Source organism: Stieleria mannarensis (assembly GCF_014154935.1).
In the GTDB taxonomy this organism is placed as follows: domain Bacteria; phylum Planctomycetota; class Planctomycetia; order Pirellulales; family Pirellulaceae; genus Stieleria; species Stieleria mannarensis.
On sequence record NZ_JACEHH010000002.1, the window covers coordinates 141,696 to 158,208 of the forward strand.

Consider the following 16,513-nt stretch of genomic DNA (forward strand, 5'->3'; position numbering starts at 1 on the left):
AGTGAGCGACGACCCGGGGAGGGTCCGCTGCGGCTCGGATCGACCCAAACGCCACGAATCGACCCTCCCCTCGCTACGCTCGACCCTCCCTTCCAGGGAGGGTTCATTCCCAAAACCGCTTGACCGCTGCCACGGCGGGTTTTGTCTTATTGGTGCCTCTGCCTCTCGCTGCGCTCGATCCTGCCATGGGGCTCACTTCTTCGCCAGCGACCAGTCTTTGCGTTGGCGGCTGCTGGGGATTCCCATGCGTTTGCGGTACTTGGTCACCGTTCGTCGGGCCACGGTCATGCCTTCTTCGGCCAGTTTCTTGACCAGGCTTTCATCGCTCAGCGGATCCCGTTTGTCTTCGCCGTCGATCAACTCTTGCAGCTTCAACCGGATCGTGTCCCAGGCCACGTCTTCGCCGTCATCGGTTTGGGTGCCGCCGACGAACAGCCGGTGCAAGGGGATGATCCCGCGAGGCGTCTGCATCCATTTGTCGTTGACCGCCCGGCTGACCGTCGTCACATGCACGCCAACCTTCTCGGCGATCTGCTGCATCTTCAGCGGTTCGATGGCTTCGGGGCCTTCGTCAAAGAACTTCTTTTGGTGTGCCACGATCGCTTCGGCGACCTTGGTCAGCGTGCTGCGTCGCTGTTCGATCGATTCGATCAACCATTGGGCGCTGTTGATCTTTCGTTTGATGTACTCGCGTTCTTCTTCGGTGCACGATCGGTCTTGAAGCCGGCGGCGGTAATACTCGCTGATGTACAACGACGGCACGCGGTCATCGTCCAACGTGATCTTGTAGTCGCCGTTTTCGTCCTGTTCCAGAATGATGTCGGGCGTCACATTGGGGACGTATGTTTCCATGAACGCCGCGCCGGGTTTGGGATTCAAGATTTGCAGTTCGGCACGCACGGTCTGGATCAATTCGATGGAATACCCGGTGGCCTTTTGGATCTGTGGCAAGCGGTTGGCGGCCAAATCCTCCAGGTGCGAACTGATCAGTTTTTCCATCTCCTCAAAGTGTTCGAATTCCGGACGCAGCTGCATCAGCAAACACTCGCTCAACGATCGGGCGGCGATCCCGGTCGGTTCGAGTGACTGCACGACCTTCAGCGCCCGCTCGGCGACCTCGTAGTTTTCGGCCGTGTGGTCGCTCGGTAGCAGGTCGGCGAGCGGAGTCCGCAAGTAGCCTCCGTCGCGGGCGTCCAGCGTGCTGATGATCCGCTCGGCGATCCGTTCGACGTCGTCATCGATGTCCAGTTCGGCCAGCTGGTGAAGCAGAAAATCGTTCAGCGATTCGGGCCGCGACTGGGCGTTGGCCATCAGGTCGTGCCGTCGGTCGGCTTCCTCTTGCATCCGGCCGGCGGAGCGTCGAAAGGAATCGTCAAAGGTGCTCGGCAGCTCGGCGACCATGTTCTGCAGTCGCTCGAAGTCGTCCGAGTTGTCGCCGTTGTCGTCGACGACCAATTCCTTTTCGTCCTCGCTGCGGGTGTCCGCCGAGGGCGCCAGGTCCCCGTCTTCGGGCGACGCCGGCTCGGTTTCCTGCTGTTCCAGCAAGGGGTTTTCGTTCATCTCCTGTTCAATGCGTTCCTGCAACGCCAGCATCGGCAATTGCAGAATCTCCATCGACTGGATCATCCGTGGGGCCAGCTTTTGGGTCTGGACCATTCGGGCCTGCAGGCCCATCGACATTCGCATTCCGCTCATGAGATCCGCTATTTTACGTTTAGATGCACGTTCGCCGCCGCGGGCCACATTCCTGCGCGGGCTCTACCGGCGATCTTCGGCTCGCGTCTTATCATACGCGTTTTTGCGGGCCGCGCGAGCATATCGTGTGCCAAAGTCACTGATTTTGGCGATTAAAGTTTTTGGCGACCCATCATCGCATCGGCAATCATTTCCCGATTGGCATATTCCAACACGCTGCCGGCGGTGATCCCCCGGGCCAGCCGGGTGATTTGGACCGGATACTCTGCGAGCAAATTGCTGATGTACAACGACGTGCCGTCCCCTTCGACGTTGGGGTTGGTTGCCATGATCACTTCGGTGAAATTTCCGTCGCGGACCCGGTCGACCAGTGATTCGATGGTCAATTGGTCCGGCCCGATGCCGTCCAGCGGCGCGATCCGCCCCAGCAGCACGTGGTACAAGCCGTTGAAGGCTTGGGATTGCTCCAAGCTCATCAGGTCGCGGGGCTGTTCCACCACGCACAATCGGGTGGTGTCGCGTTGGTCGTCTCGGCAGATCGAACAGAGTTCTTCTTCGCAGAGGTTGAAGCACGCCTGGCAGTAGCGAATGTCGCTGCGGACGCGACGAATCGCCTCAGCCAGCGCGATCGCCTCGGCCTCCGGGACCCGCAACAAATGAAACGCCAGCCGCTCGGCGCTTTTCCTGCCCACCCCCGGCAGTCGGCCGAGTTGGTCGACCAGTTCAGAAACGGCACCTGCATGCTTTTCCACGTCACACGCTCGCTGGTGTTCAGCGGCCCATCATCGAGGTCAGGAACCCGTCGACACCGGGGATATCCAGGTTCATGTCGTTGACCATCTCGCGAATTGCTTCGGCATAGGTCTGCTTGGCCACCGCGCCGGCAGCGTTGGCCGCTTCCACCACCGCCTGTTCGGTTTCGCCCTTGCTGATGCCGTCGTCGGTGATGTTCACCGATTGAACCTGCCCGACGCAGTTGACGATCACGAACACCCGGCCGCAGCTGGAATCGCCGCGGACGTGTTCGGATTGCATGCGGGCGTTCAATTCCTGCATCTTTTGCGGCAAATCCTTGAATGCGGCCATCATGGACGCGATGTTGCCGAGATTGCCAAGTCCTTTAAACATGTGATTGCAGAAAACGAGTGCGGAAAACGAAGGAAATTCAGGCTGCCGATCCGGCCCCCAAAGGGAGGCCCGCGAGGGCCCGGTGACGGCGGCTCGAGAGCGGCTGAAATTGTAGCGAATCGGGAAAGTCTCCGAAACGACGGCACCGCAACCGGCCGGCTGCTAAAATGCCACCGATTTCAACGTAGCTACCTTCGCCACAAGGTGGTTCCCAGGACGCTCGCCCACGCTCTGGCGAGCGTAGCTACATCCAAGCGTCGCGGCCGGGATACCGCCAGCACCAGTGTCCGTTATTGCCCCGTGCCAGTTCCCAGCCCCCTGCCCACCGAACGCCTCCGATCCGATATGCTGGCGTCGCGATTCAATAATTGCGTTACACTGCAAACCGATGTCCGTTTGTTCCTAGTTTCTGGTAGCCCCACCACAGTGATTCACCGCACGATCTCCGTCTCCATTCGGCCGGCTTCGGCCGCGTTTGTCTGTCTGTTGGCCATCGGTCCCGTATTCGCCGAGGCCCCCGTCAAAGTGGAACCGTTGCCGGTCGCCGACGCCGTCGCGTCGACCCAAGCCGAGATGAAAGCCTATGCCGAGCCGATCGAGCACACGGAATTCAGCATCGAAATGGTCCCCATCCCGGGCGGCGAATTCGTGATGGGCAGCCCCGACGATGAAGACGACCGGGGCGATAACGAAGGTCCGCAGCGGACCGTCAAAATCTCGCCCTTCTGGATGGGCAAGTTCGAAATCACATGGGAGCAGTACGACGTCTGGAACGAAGAAGTCGACCAGCGGATGCGAAAGATGCTGGCGATCCAGCCCACGCCGCGCGACCTGGCCGTCGACGGCGTCTCCAAGCCGACCGAGCCCTACACGGACATGAGCTTCGGGATGGGCCGCGAAGACTACCCGGCGATCTGCATGACCCAACACGCCGCCCGCACCTATTGCAAATGGCTGTCTGCGAAAACCGGACGCTACTACCGTTTGCCGACCGAAGCGGAATGGGAATATGCCTGCCGTGCCGGGACGAGGTCCCCGTACTCGTTCGGCGACGATGTCGATCAGTTGGAAGACCACGCCTGGTTCTTTGACAACAGCGACGACACTTACCAACGCGTCGGCCAGAAAAAGCCCAACCCTTGGGGCCTGCACGACATGCACGGCAATGTTTCCGAATGGGTGCTCGACCAGTACACGCCGTACGATTCGATCACCGAATCGGTCGATCCCCTGGTGATCCCCAAGACGCTGTACCCGCGCGTCGTTCGTGGCGGCGGCTGGGACGATGATCCGGAAATGCTGCGCAGCGCCGCTCGAAAGGCGTCCAGCGACGAATGGAAAGAACAGGATCCGCAGGAACCCAAGAGCATTTGGTACCACACCGATGCCTTGTCGGTCGGATTCCGCATCGTCCGCCCCTTGGAAGAGCCCGCGCCCGAGGCCAAGGCCGCCAAATGGGACAAGACCGAACCGGAACAAAAGGATCCGGAGGAATAGGTCGCCGACCGGCGCGGAACGAACGTAGCTACCTTCGCCAGAAGGTGGAACCGTAGCTACCTTCGCCAGAAGGTGGAACCAATGTGTCGACCACGCTCTGGCGAGCGTAGCTACACCAAACCAAAGCAGCTGCAAAACGCACGGCCGATCAGGCTCCGCCTCATGCAGACCAACCCCGAGCCGGAGCCTCCGACAACACGCATTCCCGGGCAGAACCTGGGAACGAGATTAAACGCACCACCCCCAACCCACCTTCCCCTTTCACAACCGAGATTTCTCCGATGACGAACCCCACCCGACGACAGTTCTTGGCCACGACCACCAAAGCCGCCGCGGCCGCCACCACCCTTGCCGCGGCTCGTCCGCAAACCGTCCATGCGGCCGAAGAAAATATGATTCGCGTCGGGCTGCTCGGTTGTGGCGGACGAGGTACCGGCGCGGCGATCAATGCCCTGTCGGTCGATAACGGGCCGATGACCCTGGTCGCGATGGGCGACGTGTCGGAAAACAAGATGAAAAGCTCCTACACGTCGTTGTCGGAGAAACGAAAGATCGGCGACAAGGTCGATGTCCCCGAAGAACGGCGCTACATCGGCTTTGACGCCTACAAAAAAGTCATGGACACGCTGGAGCCGGGCGACGTCGTCATCATGGCCACCCCGGCTGCGTTCCGCTGGGTGCATTACAAGTATGCCATCGAGCGCGGGCTGAACGTGTTCATGGAGAAACCCGTCACCATCGACGCGCCGACCTCGGTGCGGATGCTGGAGATCAACAAGGAGGCGGTCGCCAAAAACTTGAAGGTCGCGGTCGGATTGATGTGCCGCCACTGCGTCGCCCGCCAAGAGTTGTTCGATCGGATCCAGAACGGTGAAATCGGCGACCTGTTGATGTTGCGTGCCTATCGAATGGCCGGGCCGACCGGTTCAGCCGCCGCGCCGCCCAACACGGGCGACCTGAGCGAATTGATGTACCAGATCAAACACTTCCACGGCTTCTTGTGGCTCAGCGGCGGTGCGGTCAGCGACTTCCTGATTCATAACATCGACGAATCGTGCTGGATGAAAAACGCTTGGCCGGTCAGCGCGATCGCCAGCGGCGGACGGCACTATCGCGGCGAAGACGTCGATCAAAACTTTGACGTCTATTCGATCGAATACACCTTCGCCGACGGCACCAAGTTGTTGGTCGACGGTCGCACGATGCCGGGATGCAAACGCGAATTCGCCAGCTTTGCTCACGGCACCAAAGGCTCGGCGATCATCTCCACCGCATCGCACACGCCCGCCAAAGCGCGAATCTATTCCGGCCAAGCGTTCGACAAAGACAACCTGACCTGGGAATACCCCCAGCCCGAACCGAACCCGTATCAATTGGAATGGGACGATCTGGTCGCCGCGATTCGCAACGACACGCCCTACAACGAAGTCGAACGTGGTGTGATGGCCAGTGCCGTGACCAGCATGGGACGCATGGCCGCACACACCGGTCAAGAAATCACGCTGGATGAATTCATGAAACACGATCACGAATTCGCCCCCAACGTCGACCAACTGACGCTCGATTCCGACTCGCCGCTGCAATTGAACGCGCAAGGCAAGTACAACGTCCCGATGCCGGGATTGGTCACCAAACGGGAGTACCTGTAGGTTCGCAGCGAGAGTCACTCGCTTGCGCTTCGGGCTCGTATTTAGCTCGTTCCAAGGTTCGGGACGTGAAATCGATTGCTGGTGCATTTTACGTCGTGTGGCGTTCGCGAAACAACTTCAACACGACCGCGTCGCGGTAGCACGCCAGCGGCGTGTCACAACAAAGCTTGGGGTCGCGATAGCGCACCCCAAGGATCAGACGCACCAAGCCTGGCAACCCCAACGGGGTTGAACAACACGATTGTTGAACCCCGGTGGGGTTCCGATTCTCGTTTCTTCTGGCCCCCGGGGTGCGCTTCGCGACCCCGGGCTGTGTTGTGGCACCGCCCTGCGGTGGTCACGCGAACTTCCCCGCGTTGCAATTGGCCCTCCCTGCCAGACAGGGTTTTTATTCCTCGTCCCGGCTCACTCAACCGGTTGGAAATCCTGGTCGATCTGCTGGTCGTCGATCTCGTCCACCTCGGGTAAATTGCCTGGACCGGGCATTTCGCTAGCCGGCAGCGTCGAAACCACGACGGCTTGATCGAGCGGGTCCAGACCCAGCGAGATCTGCAATGCCCCCAGCGCGGTGAACCACTCACGCTGGGCTTCGACCAGTTTGATCTCGGTCTCGTTGGCTTTGGTTTCCAACAGATTCAAGTAGATCAGGTCGATGTAGCCTTTTTCGAATCCTTTCTGATAGCGAGCCAGTGTGTCCAGCGCCGCTCGTAGCGATAGTTCGCTCTGCTGGACGATCTGCTGGGCCAGTACCAACTGGTTCTGCGCGATCTGCAGGTCGGTCGCGATCTTGTCCCGGACCAATCGCAGCTTTTCGTTGATTTGAACCATCTTTGCCGACGTCGATTGGATCTTTCCGCGAGCCTTTCTTCGCTGGATCGGGACCTCGCTTTGAAACCCGATCATCAGTTCGAATTCGCCCTTGTCGTCTGACTTGGTTGCCGGCTCGCCCATGTCTTGCGAGGCTTCGGTCACAAAATCAAATCGCGGCAGCATCTGGTTGCACGCCAGACGGCGGTCCCATTGAACCTGGCGCAGTTCATATTGCAAGATCTGTGGTTCGGGACGGCGTCCCAGGGCGGCGGCCAGTTCAGCGTTAAAGTCGAATTCGCGTTGTGGCTCGATCCGTGGAAATTGCGCCGGCAACCAACTCTTCGATGGCACCAGCGGCTGTCCGGATTCGTTTCGCAGATACAGCCCTAACTTCAGCGCGGTGGATTGAAACTTTTGTTCGGCCTTTAACCGCAGTGCGCTTCGCTCGGCAATCAATTGCTCGTTGAGCACCAGGTTGACGGTGGCGAACTTCCCGGCTTTGACACCGGCTTCGAATTGTTTGCCGCGTTTGACAGCCAGCTCCAACAGTTCCTGTTGTGCCTTCAGCACCGCTCCGGCCGCGACCCACTCCCAGTACAGCGCGATCGCATCACTGGATGTCTCCAGGATCGCGGCTTGGAACTGTGGCCCCGCGGCTTGCTGTTGCAACGATGCCTGAAACACGGCGACACGTTGCGGGTCGATGGCGCGACCTTGCAAGAGCGGCTGAGCCACGCTGAGCTTGAACTCACCGGCATCATCGGTCTGACGTTCTTTGTACCAGGGTTGGTAGAACCCGCGGCCGATACGGTAGCCTGCCTTCAGATAGCCGCCCCACCAGGTTTGTCGCGCCAGCCCCAATCCGCTGCGATAGTTCTCGTAGAAACCCGTCGGTTCGGACAGGGAATGCGCGTCGAATTTGGTGTCGTAAGCTCCATAGGCCGACAGCAACTCTCCGCCGGCAAGCGGCCGCAGTTGTCGGGCACGTTGGATGTCTGGGTACGAACGGTACAGGCTGGCGATCACATCGGCCAGCTTCAACGATTCCTCAGGGGCGACCGCACCCTCGGCAGTCGAGGTTGAGGCGTCCACTGTCTTCGGGGCGTCAGCTGTGTTTGGAGCCGCTGGCGGTTTGGAGGCGGTGGCATCGGTCGTCGGAGACTCGAAATCGTCTTCGACCATGGCCAAAAACGCGGCAAAGGAGCGTTGGTCCGCGTGGCCGGAAGGTTCGTCCGATGGCTCCTGGCAACGGGCGTTGCTGCCGGCGGCGATCCAAAGCAGCGATGTCAGTGCGGCGCGGGCCAGCAACCGGCCGCGCGTCCCTTGGCGGTTGGTCGGTGCGACCGCCCTTAGGCCTTGGGCAGTTTGACCTTGGCGGCTTTCCCGCTCTTGGGCTCGTCGTCTGCCACGACCGGGGGGAATCCGTTCAATTGACGCCATATCTCATAACCGAGAGGAACTCGTTTCAGCAAAACCCATCCGTTGGCGCGCACGCCTTGACGAAGGTATCGGTCATCCGGCCAACCATCCTCCCGCGGAAAATGGTTGTCCGGGGTGACGATCACGCGAAAGTACCCCATCCCATCGTCGGTTGGGAAAACTCGGTTGACTTTGCCGCCGAACGTGCCGACCGCGACCGAGGGCCAGCCGACAAATTGGACCGCGGGCCAGCCTTCAAACTGCAATCGCACCCGGTCCCCTTCCTGGATCAGCGGCATGTCGTTGCCGCTGACTTTTAGTTCAACCGCCAAATCGTCCGCGTCGGGGACGATCACGAACAGCTGGTCGCCCTCCTTGATCGTGTCGCTGCCGGTCACGCCGTTCCACTGCTGAATGTATCCAGAACGAGGCGCCCGGATCTCCAGCCGGTCCAACTCGCTGCGTTTATTCCTCAGGTCCGAGATCTCTTTCTGGACCGTGTTCACCTTGCCCGTCGCGGCGTTGATCTTGTCGTTGGCTTCCTGGTTCTTGATGCGGATCTCCTGCTTTTTCGCCTCGATTTCTTCTTCTTTCGCCAACAACGCCGCATAGACTTCCTGTTCGGCATTCTCGGCCTTCAGCACTTTGGCTTCTTGGGCATCGACCGACTGGCGTTTGGAAAACAGCTCCTCGCGCGAGATCAAACCTTGTGGAAAGACGTCTTCGGCGACCTGCAATTGATTGATCTTGTCGCGCAATTCGGCCCTCAGCGCGGTGACTTCGTTTTTCGCCTGTTCCCACTTTTGTCGGGCCGCCTTGTAATCTTGCTGCAACGCTTTCTCCAGCGACTCGCCGGATTGAAGTTGTAGCTGGGCGTTCGTTTTCGCAACCTCCAAACTCGCGTTTTCCGCTTGCAGCTTGGATTCGAGTGCGATGATTTGTGTGTCGATCTGTGCGACGCCATCGACCGCAAACGGCGTCATCTGTAGCAGCAGTTCGCCTTCTTCGACATAGCTTCCCTCGCGCAACCCCGGTTTGACGAAACTGACAACGCCTTTGGATTGGCTGAGCATCGGCTGGGGCCGCTGCTGGGGGTCGAGCGCCAAGACGGTGCCGGTGCCCCGGGCGGTTTGACGCCAGGGCACAAACACCATCGAAATGATTGACAGGACCAGAGCGAAAAACGTGATCCGGCCGACGATACGAACGATCCGCCCGGTACGGACCATCTGCAGCGCCGGAAAGTCGTCGACGGAGGGTTCGGATTTAATCATGGCAGTGATGCGATAGGGCGTGCGTTAGCTCAAGTGCAAGGAAATCTGGCTGTCACACAGGTCGGCGACTTCGTCGCGGTTGGTGAACACGATCAGCGTCCGATTCGCTTCGGGACCGGTGATGTTGTTCCAGATCAGTTCGCGGTGCTGGCGGCTCAGTTCGTCCAACAATCCATTGATGACGACCAATCGTGGGCGTGGCGCGATGGCACGGGCGATCATCAGACGCGTTTGCTGTTCACCGGTCAGCGGATAGCCACCGGTCTGTAATCGCGTGTTCAATCCGTTCGGTAGCGAAAGGACGACTTCGAGCAAGTCCACTGCGGTGAGGACCTGCCGCACGCGATTGGGCGAGACGTTGGAACGTCCCAGTCCAACGTTTTCGGCAATCGACCCGTAGAACAATTCGGGCTCACCGGCGTAACCGACCAATTCGCCTGGGTTGGCGATGGCCGCTTCCATGGCGTCGAACCCTGCGACCTGGATCACCCCCGTGTTGGGATCCATCAATCCGGCCAACGATCTCGCGAAACGATCCTTGCCGGCCTGATCATCACCGCTCACCGCCAACCGCGAACCGGCCGGCACGGCGGCTTCGGGGACGCGGGAATCATGCGTGATCGAATGAAACGCCAGATCGCTCCAGCTAACTTCGGCAGGGCCGTCGGGGATCGTGCCGATTTCCGTCCGCGGGTCCGGCGGAATGTCCAGCAGGTACCCGACTTTGTCGATCCCGGCCATCATGTCGTAAAACTTCTCCAGCGATTTGCCCGCTTTGGCGAACGCACCGACCACCACCGTGACGACCAACTCGCTGGCGACCAGTTGTCCAAGGGTCAGTTGGCCGTTGATCACCAGCCAGCCACCCAAACTCAGCAGCGCGGTCGAAGCGATGACTTGTAGACCGACGGCAAAGATCACCTGGCGGATCACGACGCCGAACTGTTTCTTACGGGCTTGGATGTACTCGGTCGTCAGTTGGTTGGTACGCAGGATCGCCAACCGTTCGCCGCCACCGGTCTTGAATGCCGACGGCATGGCGAGGACGTCCTGCAACCAATGCGCGACTTCATACTTGGTCTTCGATTCCTTGATCGCCGTCTGAATCCCGTTGCGGCCCAATAGCCAGGTGAAAAAGACCATCGCGAAGACCAGGACCAGGTCGAACCCCAGCAAGAATGGGTGGTAGAACGCGAGCAGAAAAAGCCCCAGCGCCGTCGTCAAGACCACCGTCACACCGTCCAACAACAGCACCGCGGTCGCTTTTTGAATCGTCATGATGTCGAACACGCGATTGGCCAACTCGCGTGGATACTGCCCTCGCAGCGACGCCTGATTGGCGCGCGGGAATCGGTGCGACAGGTCGCTGACGATTCGTACAAACTGGCGGCGCTGGATGATTTCCACCACCCAGGTTTGCAGCACCTTTAAAACGCCCGCGATCCCCAAGCACGTCAGCAACATGCCCGCCAGCACCACCAGGGGCTGAAAATAAGTTCCCCAGCTGACGACATTGACCAGCCCCTCGACAACCAGCGGGGTGGCCAATCCCAGCACGCCGGCGACCCCGGCAAACAAAATCACCAACCCCAGGTCGCGCCGATCCATGTCCAACAGCGCGACGAAACGGCGAACCGGAGTCGGATGATCGCCGTGATTGCCGCTTTCCAAGGCGGCGTGGGATCCCGAGAGCGTCTCGCATTCCAATTCCTTTTTCGCCACCAACATCCTCACCGATTCCGACTCTCCCAGTTGTCCGATCAGTTCCGACTGGCTGAGGCTGTGATGTTCGGTGTTGGCACCGATGATCGATGCGGTCACCCGGCGGCCCTCGGGCCCCTCCAGCACCAACATTTTGCCGCCCTTCAGGGCGAACACCAGCGCGTATCCGTGTTGGACCGCCGCAAACGCTTCGCCGGCGCTGCGAAACGGGGTCTCGCGGAGCACGATTCCGGCGTTTGCGGCCGCCTGAATCAAGGGGCGAAACGGATCTTCGGGGTCATGCGGCAAAACGGAGAACGCGATCGGCTGTTTGCTCGGCTGGACATCCAGCGCGATCACCAACGCCGCCACCGTCTTCTCGACCACACTGACGGTCGGTGCTCGCGCGGCAGATTCGGCTCGCCACGCATCATTTCCGCGATCAGGCGATGATCGGCGGGAATCACTCTCGGCGCGATCCAAGTGCGGGGCGTTGCTTTCACCCGGTGGTGACATGTCGTTGGCTCAGGGGGGGAATCGAAGCGACAGCAGGATCCAGGGCATGGCGTGTCAGGACCAACGCCCGTCGGGAGCTCGGAGAACTGTACGGTCAATTCTTGTTTTATGACAAGTCGGCAACCTCGGCCACCGCCCCCAAGATTCAACGAAACCCCTGCCAGCGAATCGGTCGAATGCTGCGGAATATCGGTGGGAATCAGGATTCATCGCCAACAGAATCGCTGTCGACGAAGCGCGTTCCGGCGTACCACCACAGGGCCGGCAAACCCGCCAGCATCGCAAGCCCCGCGGCGATCGAGCAATACGTCCAGAAAAAACCGAACACGGCGCCCGCTACGCCCGCTGATCCGACGGCCAGCAACAGAATCGGTGTCATCGACAGCCCCAGGATCATCATGAACACCAACGCCCGCGCCCCCTGGAACACGTCGGGCGTCCCGCCAGGCATCGGCCGCAATCCCGTCACCGCCGCGATAAAATTTGTCATCGTCGCAAACGCCACGCTGAATGCGGCGCCGGCAAACAGCATCGAGAGGGACGCCGCGACGCCTTGGGAACTGATTACCAGCGCAGGCAAACACAATGCGAGCTGGATCGCAATCAATAACGTCGCCGTTCCACTGACCATCCCCGTCGCGATCGCCATCGGACGGATCGGCAGCGTTTGATACCAAGTCAACAAACGTGGGCTGGCGGCGAATCCCGTCTGAGAGGTGATCGAGAGCAGAAAGCCGAGATAGGCCGACGCAGCCAGCGCAATCGGCACCGCGTAGGTTCGCCCTGTGTCGGGGATCGTGTCGGGAAAGAGCTGCAAGACCGCTGCGGCGGCAATTGCCGCCACGATGCCCAAAACGACGATTCCCGGGACCAGTCGTCCCGTACGCCGAACCGCCGACGTGACCTGTGACCACGCCACCGGCCCGACACCGCCCAACCACCCGAACGCCGGCAGCAATTGAGACCGCTCGGCGTTTCGCGTCGAAAACCCATAGACATTGCCACCGCGAATCCGCTCAAGTTTCTTCTGCCGTCGCGCGACACCCTCGACCGCAAGCTCCGAGAATCCGCGGTTGGTTCGATAGCAACTGACCGTGATCGCGGCGATCAGTCCCAGGCTGATCAATTGCCCGATCAGCAGTTCAATGCCCAGGTCGTTAGTCATCACGGTGGCAAACGGGCGGAACGGCAACGACAGGACCCGCGCCGCCACACCACCATTGATGGCCTGGGATACCACCGTGATCGAATACGATTCATCAACCCCGCTCACCCGACCGGCCGCCTCGATCAGAATCACCGCGACGCTGGTCAATGCCGCCAAACGAATCGCCCGCAAGACTCCGGGCGAAAGCCGCGGTTTAAGTAGCGTGTATTGAAACGCTAGCATCGTGATCAAGATCCCCCCCGAGCTGATGCCCAGCAGCCCGCCCAGAAAACTGCCCAAGTGCGGCAGCATGAACACGGCAAAAAAAACGCTGATCGGCAGCCAACCGAAAGCCAACGTCAACAGACGGTACGACAGGATGTGCGAATTGGTGAACGGTCCGGCAAGCACGAATTGCAATTCGGCCGGTTTCAATTCCAGCAACGCTTCGCCGGAATTCGTCGCCACCATCGCTGCTGCGGCAATGTACATCAGCAGCGGGATGGAATCGGCCACCACGCGGGCAAAGGCCGATGGCGGTTGTTGTTCAGCCGTCAACGTCATCACCACGGTGGGCATCAGTCCAAACCCAACCATGGCCAGCATGAATAGCGTAAAGAATGCCCCCGACGGCCGCTTGATCAGCCGCCAAGCTTGACGAAAACCCGCTCGCATCAACATCCGCATCAAATGCGTCAAAGCGGGGTCAATCATCGCCACTTGCCTGTTCACCGGGCGTCAACTCGTCTGCCTCCGGTGCGTTCGGTTCCTCCTGGCCGGTCAGCCGGAAAAAAACTTCTTCCAGCGAACGACTTGCACCGCCAAACTGGGCCCGGGCCTCTTCCAGCGGGCCGCTGAACAACACGCGGCCCTGGCGAATCAAGACCAGGAAATCGCACAAGTCGTCGACCAGCGAAAGCAGGTGTGAACTGACCAACACCGTCGCGCCACGCTGTGATTGTTCGCGTATCGAATCTTTCAAGATACGGATGCTGGGTGGATCCAGACCCGTCATCGGTTCATCCAGCAACAACACATCGGGTGAACGCAAATACGCACACGCGATCGCCACCTTCTGACGCATCCCCCGCGATAACTCCGATGCCAACGTGTTTTTCTTGTCACTCAAACTAAAACGGCTCAGCAATCCGTCACCATCTCCCTGCCAGTCGGTCAATCGGTACGCCGATGCGATGAATTGCAGGTGTTCCCAGACCGTCAGTGTATCGAACAGGGGCGGATCGTCGGGGACGTACGCGGTTCGCTGCTTGACCAACAGCGGATCGACGGCCAGGTCGGCACCGGCCACTCGCAATCGTCCGGCGGTCGGACGCAGGATGCCGCACAACGTCCGGATCGTGGTCGTTTTGCCGGCGCCGTTGGGGCCGACCAAGGCGGCGACGGAGCCGACGGGGATGCAAAACGACGTGCCCGCAACCGCGACGAAGTCACCATAGCGTTTGACGAAAGCTTCGACTTCAATCACGGCATGTCCGACTCGCGTTTCAAGAAGATGCCCAGGGGAGTTCAAGAAAATGACGGTGGGGCTGCGAACACCTGGTCGCTCGCAGGCCCAGCATGACTCGCAGACCCGGCGTTCAGTGACCGAGCACTCAACGACTCGGCGACTCGATCTCGAACAGCATGATTACCGTCACGTCTCCGCCGGAAAACGTGTTCATCGGACTCGACCCGGTCGCCAGGGCCGCCGAATGGTTTCCCGAGATTGACAACACGCGAATGTTGTTCTTGCGGATGAACCGGTTGATCTGTTTTTCCAAATCATCCAGTTCGGTATCGACGGACTTGAATATCTTGACCTGCTGCACGTGATGACTCCGCAGTCTCGCTTGGTGTGAAGGATGCAACGTCGATCTCGGGGGGATTCAAGCGATCGACACGACATCCGCCAAGGTAGCACGCCGGTACCGGCCGTGCGAGCAGGCACTATCGCGGTCGTCGCGGTGTGGAGACCGCATGATCGATCGCGTGGGCCCCGGCCAGCACCGCGACGCTGCGGTCCAACCCGGCCTGGCGAAACAGCCGTCGCATGCCGATCATCAATGCGTGCCAGGTGTGAATCGTTTCCGGGACCGGAAACTTGCGGGCATCGACGCGGTCAAAGCCTTGCTCGCTGACGCTGATTTCCGTCGGCAGATGCATCAACGCCTCCAGCATCAGGTGTTGGCGGCATTCCAATTCGCTCAGGTCTGGGTCATCATAAATCCACAGGTGGGGACCCAGAATCCGATCGATCATCGCCAGCGCCGCCGATTCCGCCGCGTCGCTCGAAAGCACCAAATCCGTTTGCCCACACTGAACGTAAAACTTTGCCATCGGATCGCTCCTCCGTGAAGAAATGTGAGATACTGCCGGCAGGCCGAGACGTTTTCGCCCCCGCCTTCTGCTGCAAACAGGATCGCGAGGCCGTTGACACAGCCGGTCACGACTCCTTCCACGCCCGTTTTCGACAGCCAATCATGCCCAACCGTTCGATCCTGATTCCCCGTGTTCTGGCCCTGCCGCTCTGTGTTTTTCCGCTGTTGTTGACATCCGGGTGCGGATCGGAAAACGCGGATTCAGCCAACCAAGGCCCCGCAACCGCTGAAACGGTGACCGCCGAAACCGCGACCGAATCAGACACCGCCGAACCTGAATCGCAGGGCGACACCGCCCCAGAAACCGAGGCACAGCCGGACGCCGCGGTCGATGCGCTGTACAGCCCCGAGGCGTTTCGGATGGCGGCACACGACGGCAAGCTCCGCGTCGTCCAACTTTGTCTCGAGAGCGGCATGGACATCAACGAAGCCGACGCCAATGGGCTGACCCCGCTGGCCATGGCCGCCTACAACGGTCACGACGACGTGGTCAAGTTGCTGATCGCCAACGGCGCGACGGTCGATTCACGCGACCGGACCGGAAAGACACCCCTGATCCACGCTGCCAGCGGCCCGGCACCCACCACCGTCGAAATCCTGTTGGATGCGGGGGCAGAAATCAACGCCGTCGACAATGGCGAACACTGGACCGCACTGATGATGGCCGCCGCCGAAGGGCAAGCCGAAGTCGTCGAAGTCCTGCTGGCCCGAGGCGCCAAAAAAGAGATGGTCGACATCGACGGCGAATCCGCCGCCTATTTCGCACGCCAAAACGGCCACGTCAAACTCGCCCAGCGGTTGGGAGAGTGAGTTGGGAGTTGGGAGTTGGGAGTTGGGAGTTGGGAGTTGGGAGTTGGGAGTTGGGAGTTGGGAGTTGGGAGTTGGGAGAAAACGGTGGATGTTCTCAACCAACTTGAAACTTGAAACCTACCCCGCCGGGACGCAGAGTTCGATCCAGTGCCCGTCGGGGTCTTGGACGAAGGTTTGGTGGGCGCCGTCGGGGCGGACGCGTCGCGGCAGTCGCGTCGCGTCGTTGGCGTCGAGATGTTGCTCCCAGGCGTCCAGATCATCGACGACCAACGCCAAGTGGGTGCCACGGTGTCCCGAGTGAACCGGCAAGTCGCGGTCGCCGATCAAGTGCAGTTCTTGATCGACCCCCAGCCGAAACCAGGCGCCGGGAAAATCAAACGCGGGACGGTCCATCGGCGGCAAGCACAGGACGTCTTGATAGAACGCCACACTGGCCGGTACATCGGCGACGTGCAACGCGACATGATTCAGCTGGTGAACTTTCAACCT

Annotated in this window: 14 protein-coding genes; 3 read left to right on the forward strand and 11 right to left on the reverse strand. The window is 60.2% G+C overall.

All coding sequences use genetic code 11. The features are described from left to right. Positions 1-192: 192 nt before the first annotated feature. The 3 genes from rpoN to H1B37_RS01890 form a co-directional block, all read right to left on the reverse strand. Complete coding sequence (rpoN, locus tag H1B37_RS01880; RefSeq protein WP_494546287.1) at positions 193-1,680, reverse strand: RNA polymerase factor sigma-54; 1,488 nt, start codon at positions 1,678-1,680, stop codon at positions 193-195. 167 nt (positions 1,681-1,847) lie between these two features. Further along, on the reverse strand, positions 1,848-2,447 hold the full coding sequence (gene recR, locus H1B37_RS01885; protein WP_182864916.1) for a recombination mediator RecR: 600 nt from the start codon (positions 2,445-2,447) through the stop codon (positions 1,848-1,850). A gap of 19 nt (positions 2,448-2,466) precedes the next feature. Continuing rightward, entirely contained in the window at positions 2,467-2,823 is a 357-nt protein-coding gene (locus H1B37_RS01890) for a YbaB/EbfC family nucleoid-associated protein (protein WP_182864917.1), read from the reverse strand. A 396-nt stretch (positions 2,824-3,219) separates the two neighbouring features. Between H1B37_RS01890 and H1B37_RS01895 the strand changes: the two genes are divergently transcribed. Next, complete coding sequence (locus H1B37_RS01895) at positions 3,220-4,320, forward strand: formylglycine-generating enzyme family protein (RefSeq protein ID WP_286177316.1); 1,101 nt, start codon at positions 3,220-3,222, stop codon at positions 4,318-4,320. 281 nt (positions 4,321-4,601) lie between these two features. Next, on the forward strand, positions 4,602-5,969 hold the full coding sequence (locus H1B37_RS01900) for a Gfo/Idh/MocA family protein (protein WP_182864918.1): 1,368 nt from the start codon (positions 4,602-4,604) through the stop codon (positions 5,967-5,969). 405 nt (positions 5,970-6,374) lie between these two features. On the opposite strand, the gene H1B37_RS01905 is transcribed toward H1B37_RS01900, so the two are convergent. From H1B37_RS01905 to H1B37_RS01935, 7 genes are all read right to left on the reverse strand, one after another. Beyond that, positions 6,375-8,219 carry a TolC family protein gene (locus tag H1B37_RS01905; RefSeq protein ID WP_286177317.1) on the reverse strand — a complete coding sequence of 615 codons (1,845 nt, stop codon included), beginning with the start codon at positions 8,217-8,219 and terminating at the stop codon, positions 6,375-6,377. Further along, positions 8,129-9,472: an HlyD family secretion protein gene (locus H1B37_RS01910; RefSeq protein ID WP_182864919.1), complete on the reverse strand. Its 1,344-nt coding sequence runs from the start codon at positions 9,470-9,472 to the stop codon at positions 8,129-8,131. Before H1B37_RS01910 ends, H1B37_RS01905 begins: the two co-directional genes overlap by 91 nt. Positions 9,473-9,496: 24 nt before the next feature. Continuing rightward, the gene (locus tag H1B37_RS01915) at positions 9,497-11,689 is read right to left on the reverse strand and encodes a peptidase domain-containing ABC transporter (RefSeq protein WP_182864920.1); all 2,193 of its coding nucleotides are present in this window, start codon (positions 11,687-11,689) and stop codon (positions 9,497-9,499) included. Positions 11,690-11,888: 199 nt separating this feature from the next. After that, positions 11,889-13,550: a putative ABC exporter domain-containing protein gene (locus H1B37_RS01920; RefSeq protein WP_182864921.1), complete on the reverse strand. Its 1,662-nt coding sequence runs from the start codon at positions 13,548-13,550 to the stop codon at positions 11,889-11,891. Beyond that, positions 13,543-14,322, reverse strand: coding sequence for an ABC transporter ATP-binding protein (locus tag H1B37_RS01925; protein WP_182864922.1), 780 nt, complete (start codon positions 14,320-14,322; stop codon positions 13,543-13,545). Before H1B37_RS01925 ends, H1B37_RS01920 begins: the two co-directional genes overlap by 8 nt. A 127-nt stretch (positions 14,323-14,449) precedes the next feature. After that, positions 14,450-14,704, reverse strand: a complete 255-nt coding sequence (locus H1B37_RS01930; RefSeq protein WP_286177318.1) for a hypothetical protein — start codon at positions 14,702-14,704, stop codon at positions 14,450-14,452. A 79-nt stretch (positions 14,705-14,783) separates the two neighbouring features. Further along, the gene (locus H1B37_RS01935; protein ID WP_286177319.1) at positions 14,784-15,173 is read right to left on the reverse strand and encodes a hypothetical protein; all 390 of its coding nucleotides are present in this window, start codon (positions 15,171-15,173) and stop codon (positions 14,784-14,786) included. A 143-nt stretch (positions 15,174-15,316) separates the two neighbouring features. Between H1B37_RS01935 and H1B37_RS01940 the strand changes: the two genes are divergently transcribed. Beyond that, complete coding sequence (locus H1B37_RS01940) at positions 15,317-16,024, forward strand: ankyrin repeat domain-containing protein (RefSeq protein WP_182864923.1); 708 nt, start codon at positions 15,317-15,319, stop codon at positions 16,022-16,024. A gap of 117 nt (positions 16,025-16,141) precedes the next feature. On the opposite strand, the gene H1B37_RS01945 is transcribed toward H1B37_RS01940, so the two are convergent. Beyond that, entirely contained in the window at positions 16,142-16,510 is a 369-nt protein-coding gene (locus H1B37_RS01945; RefSeq protein WP_182864924.1) for a VOC family protein, read from the reverse strand. Positions 16,511-16,513: the final 3 nt, after the last annotated feature.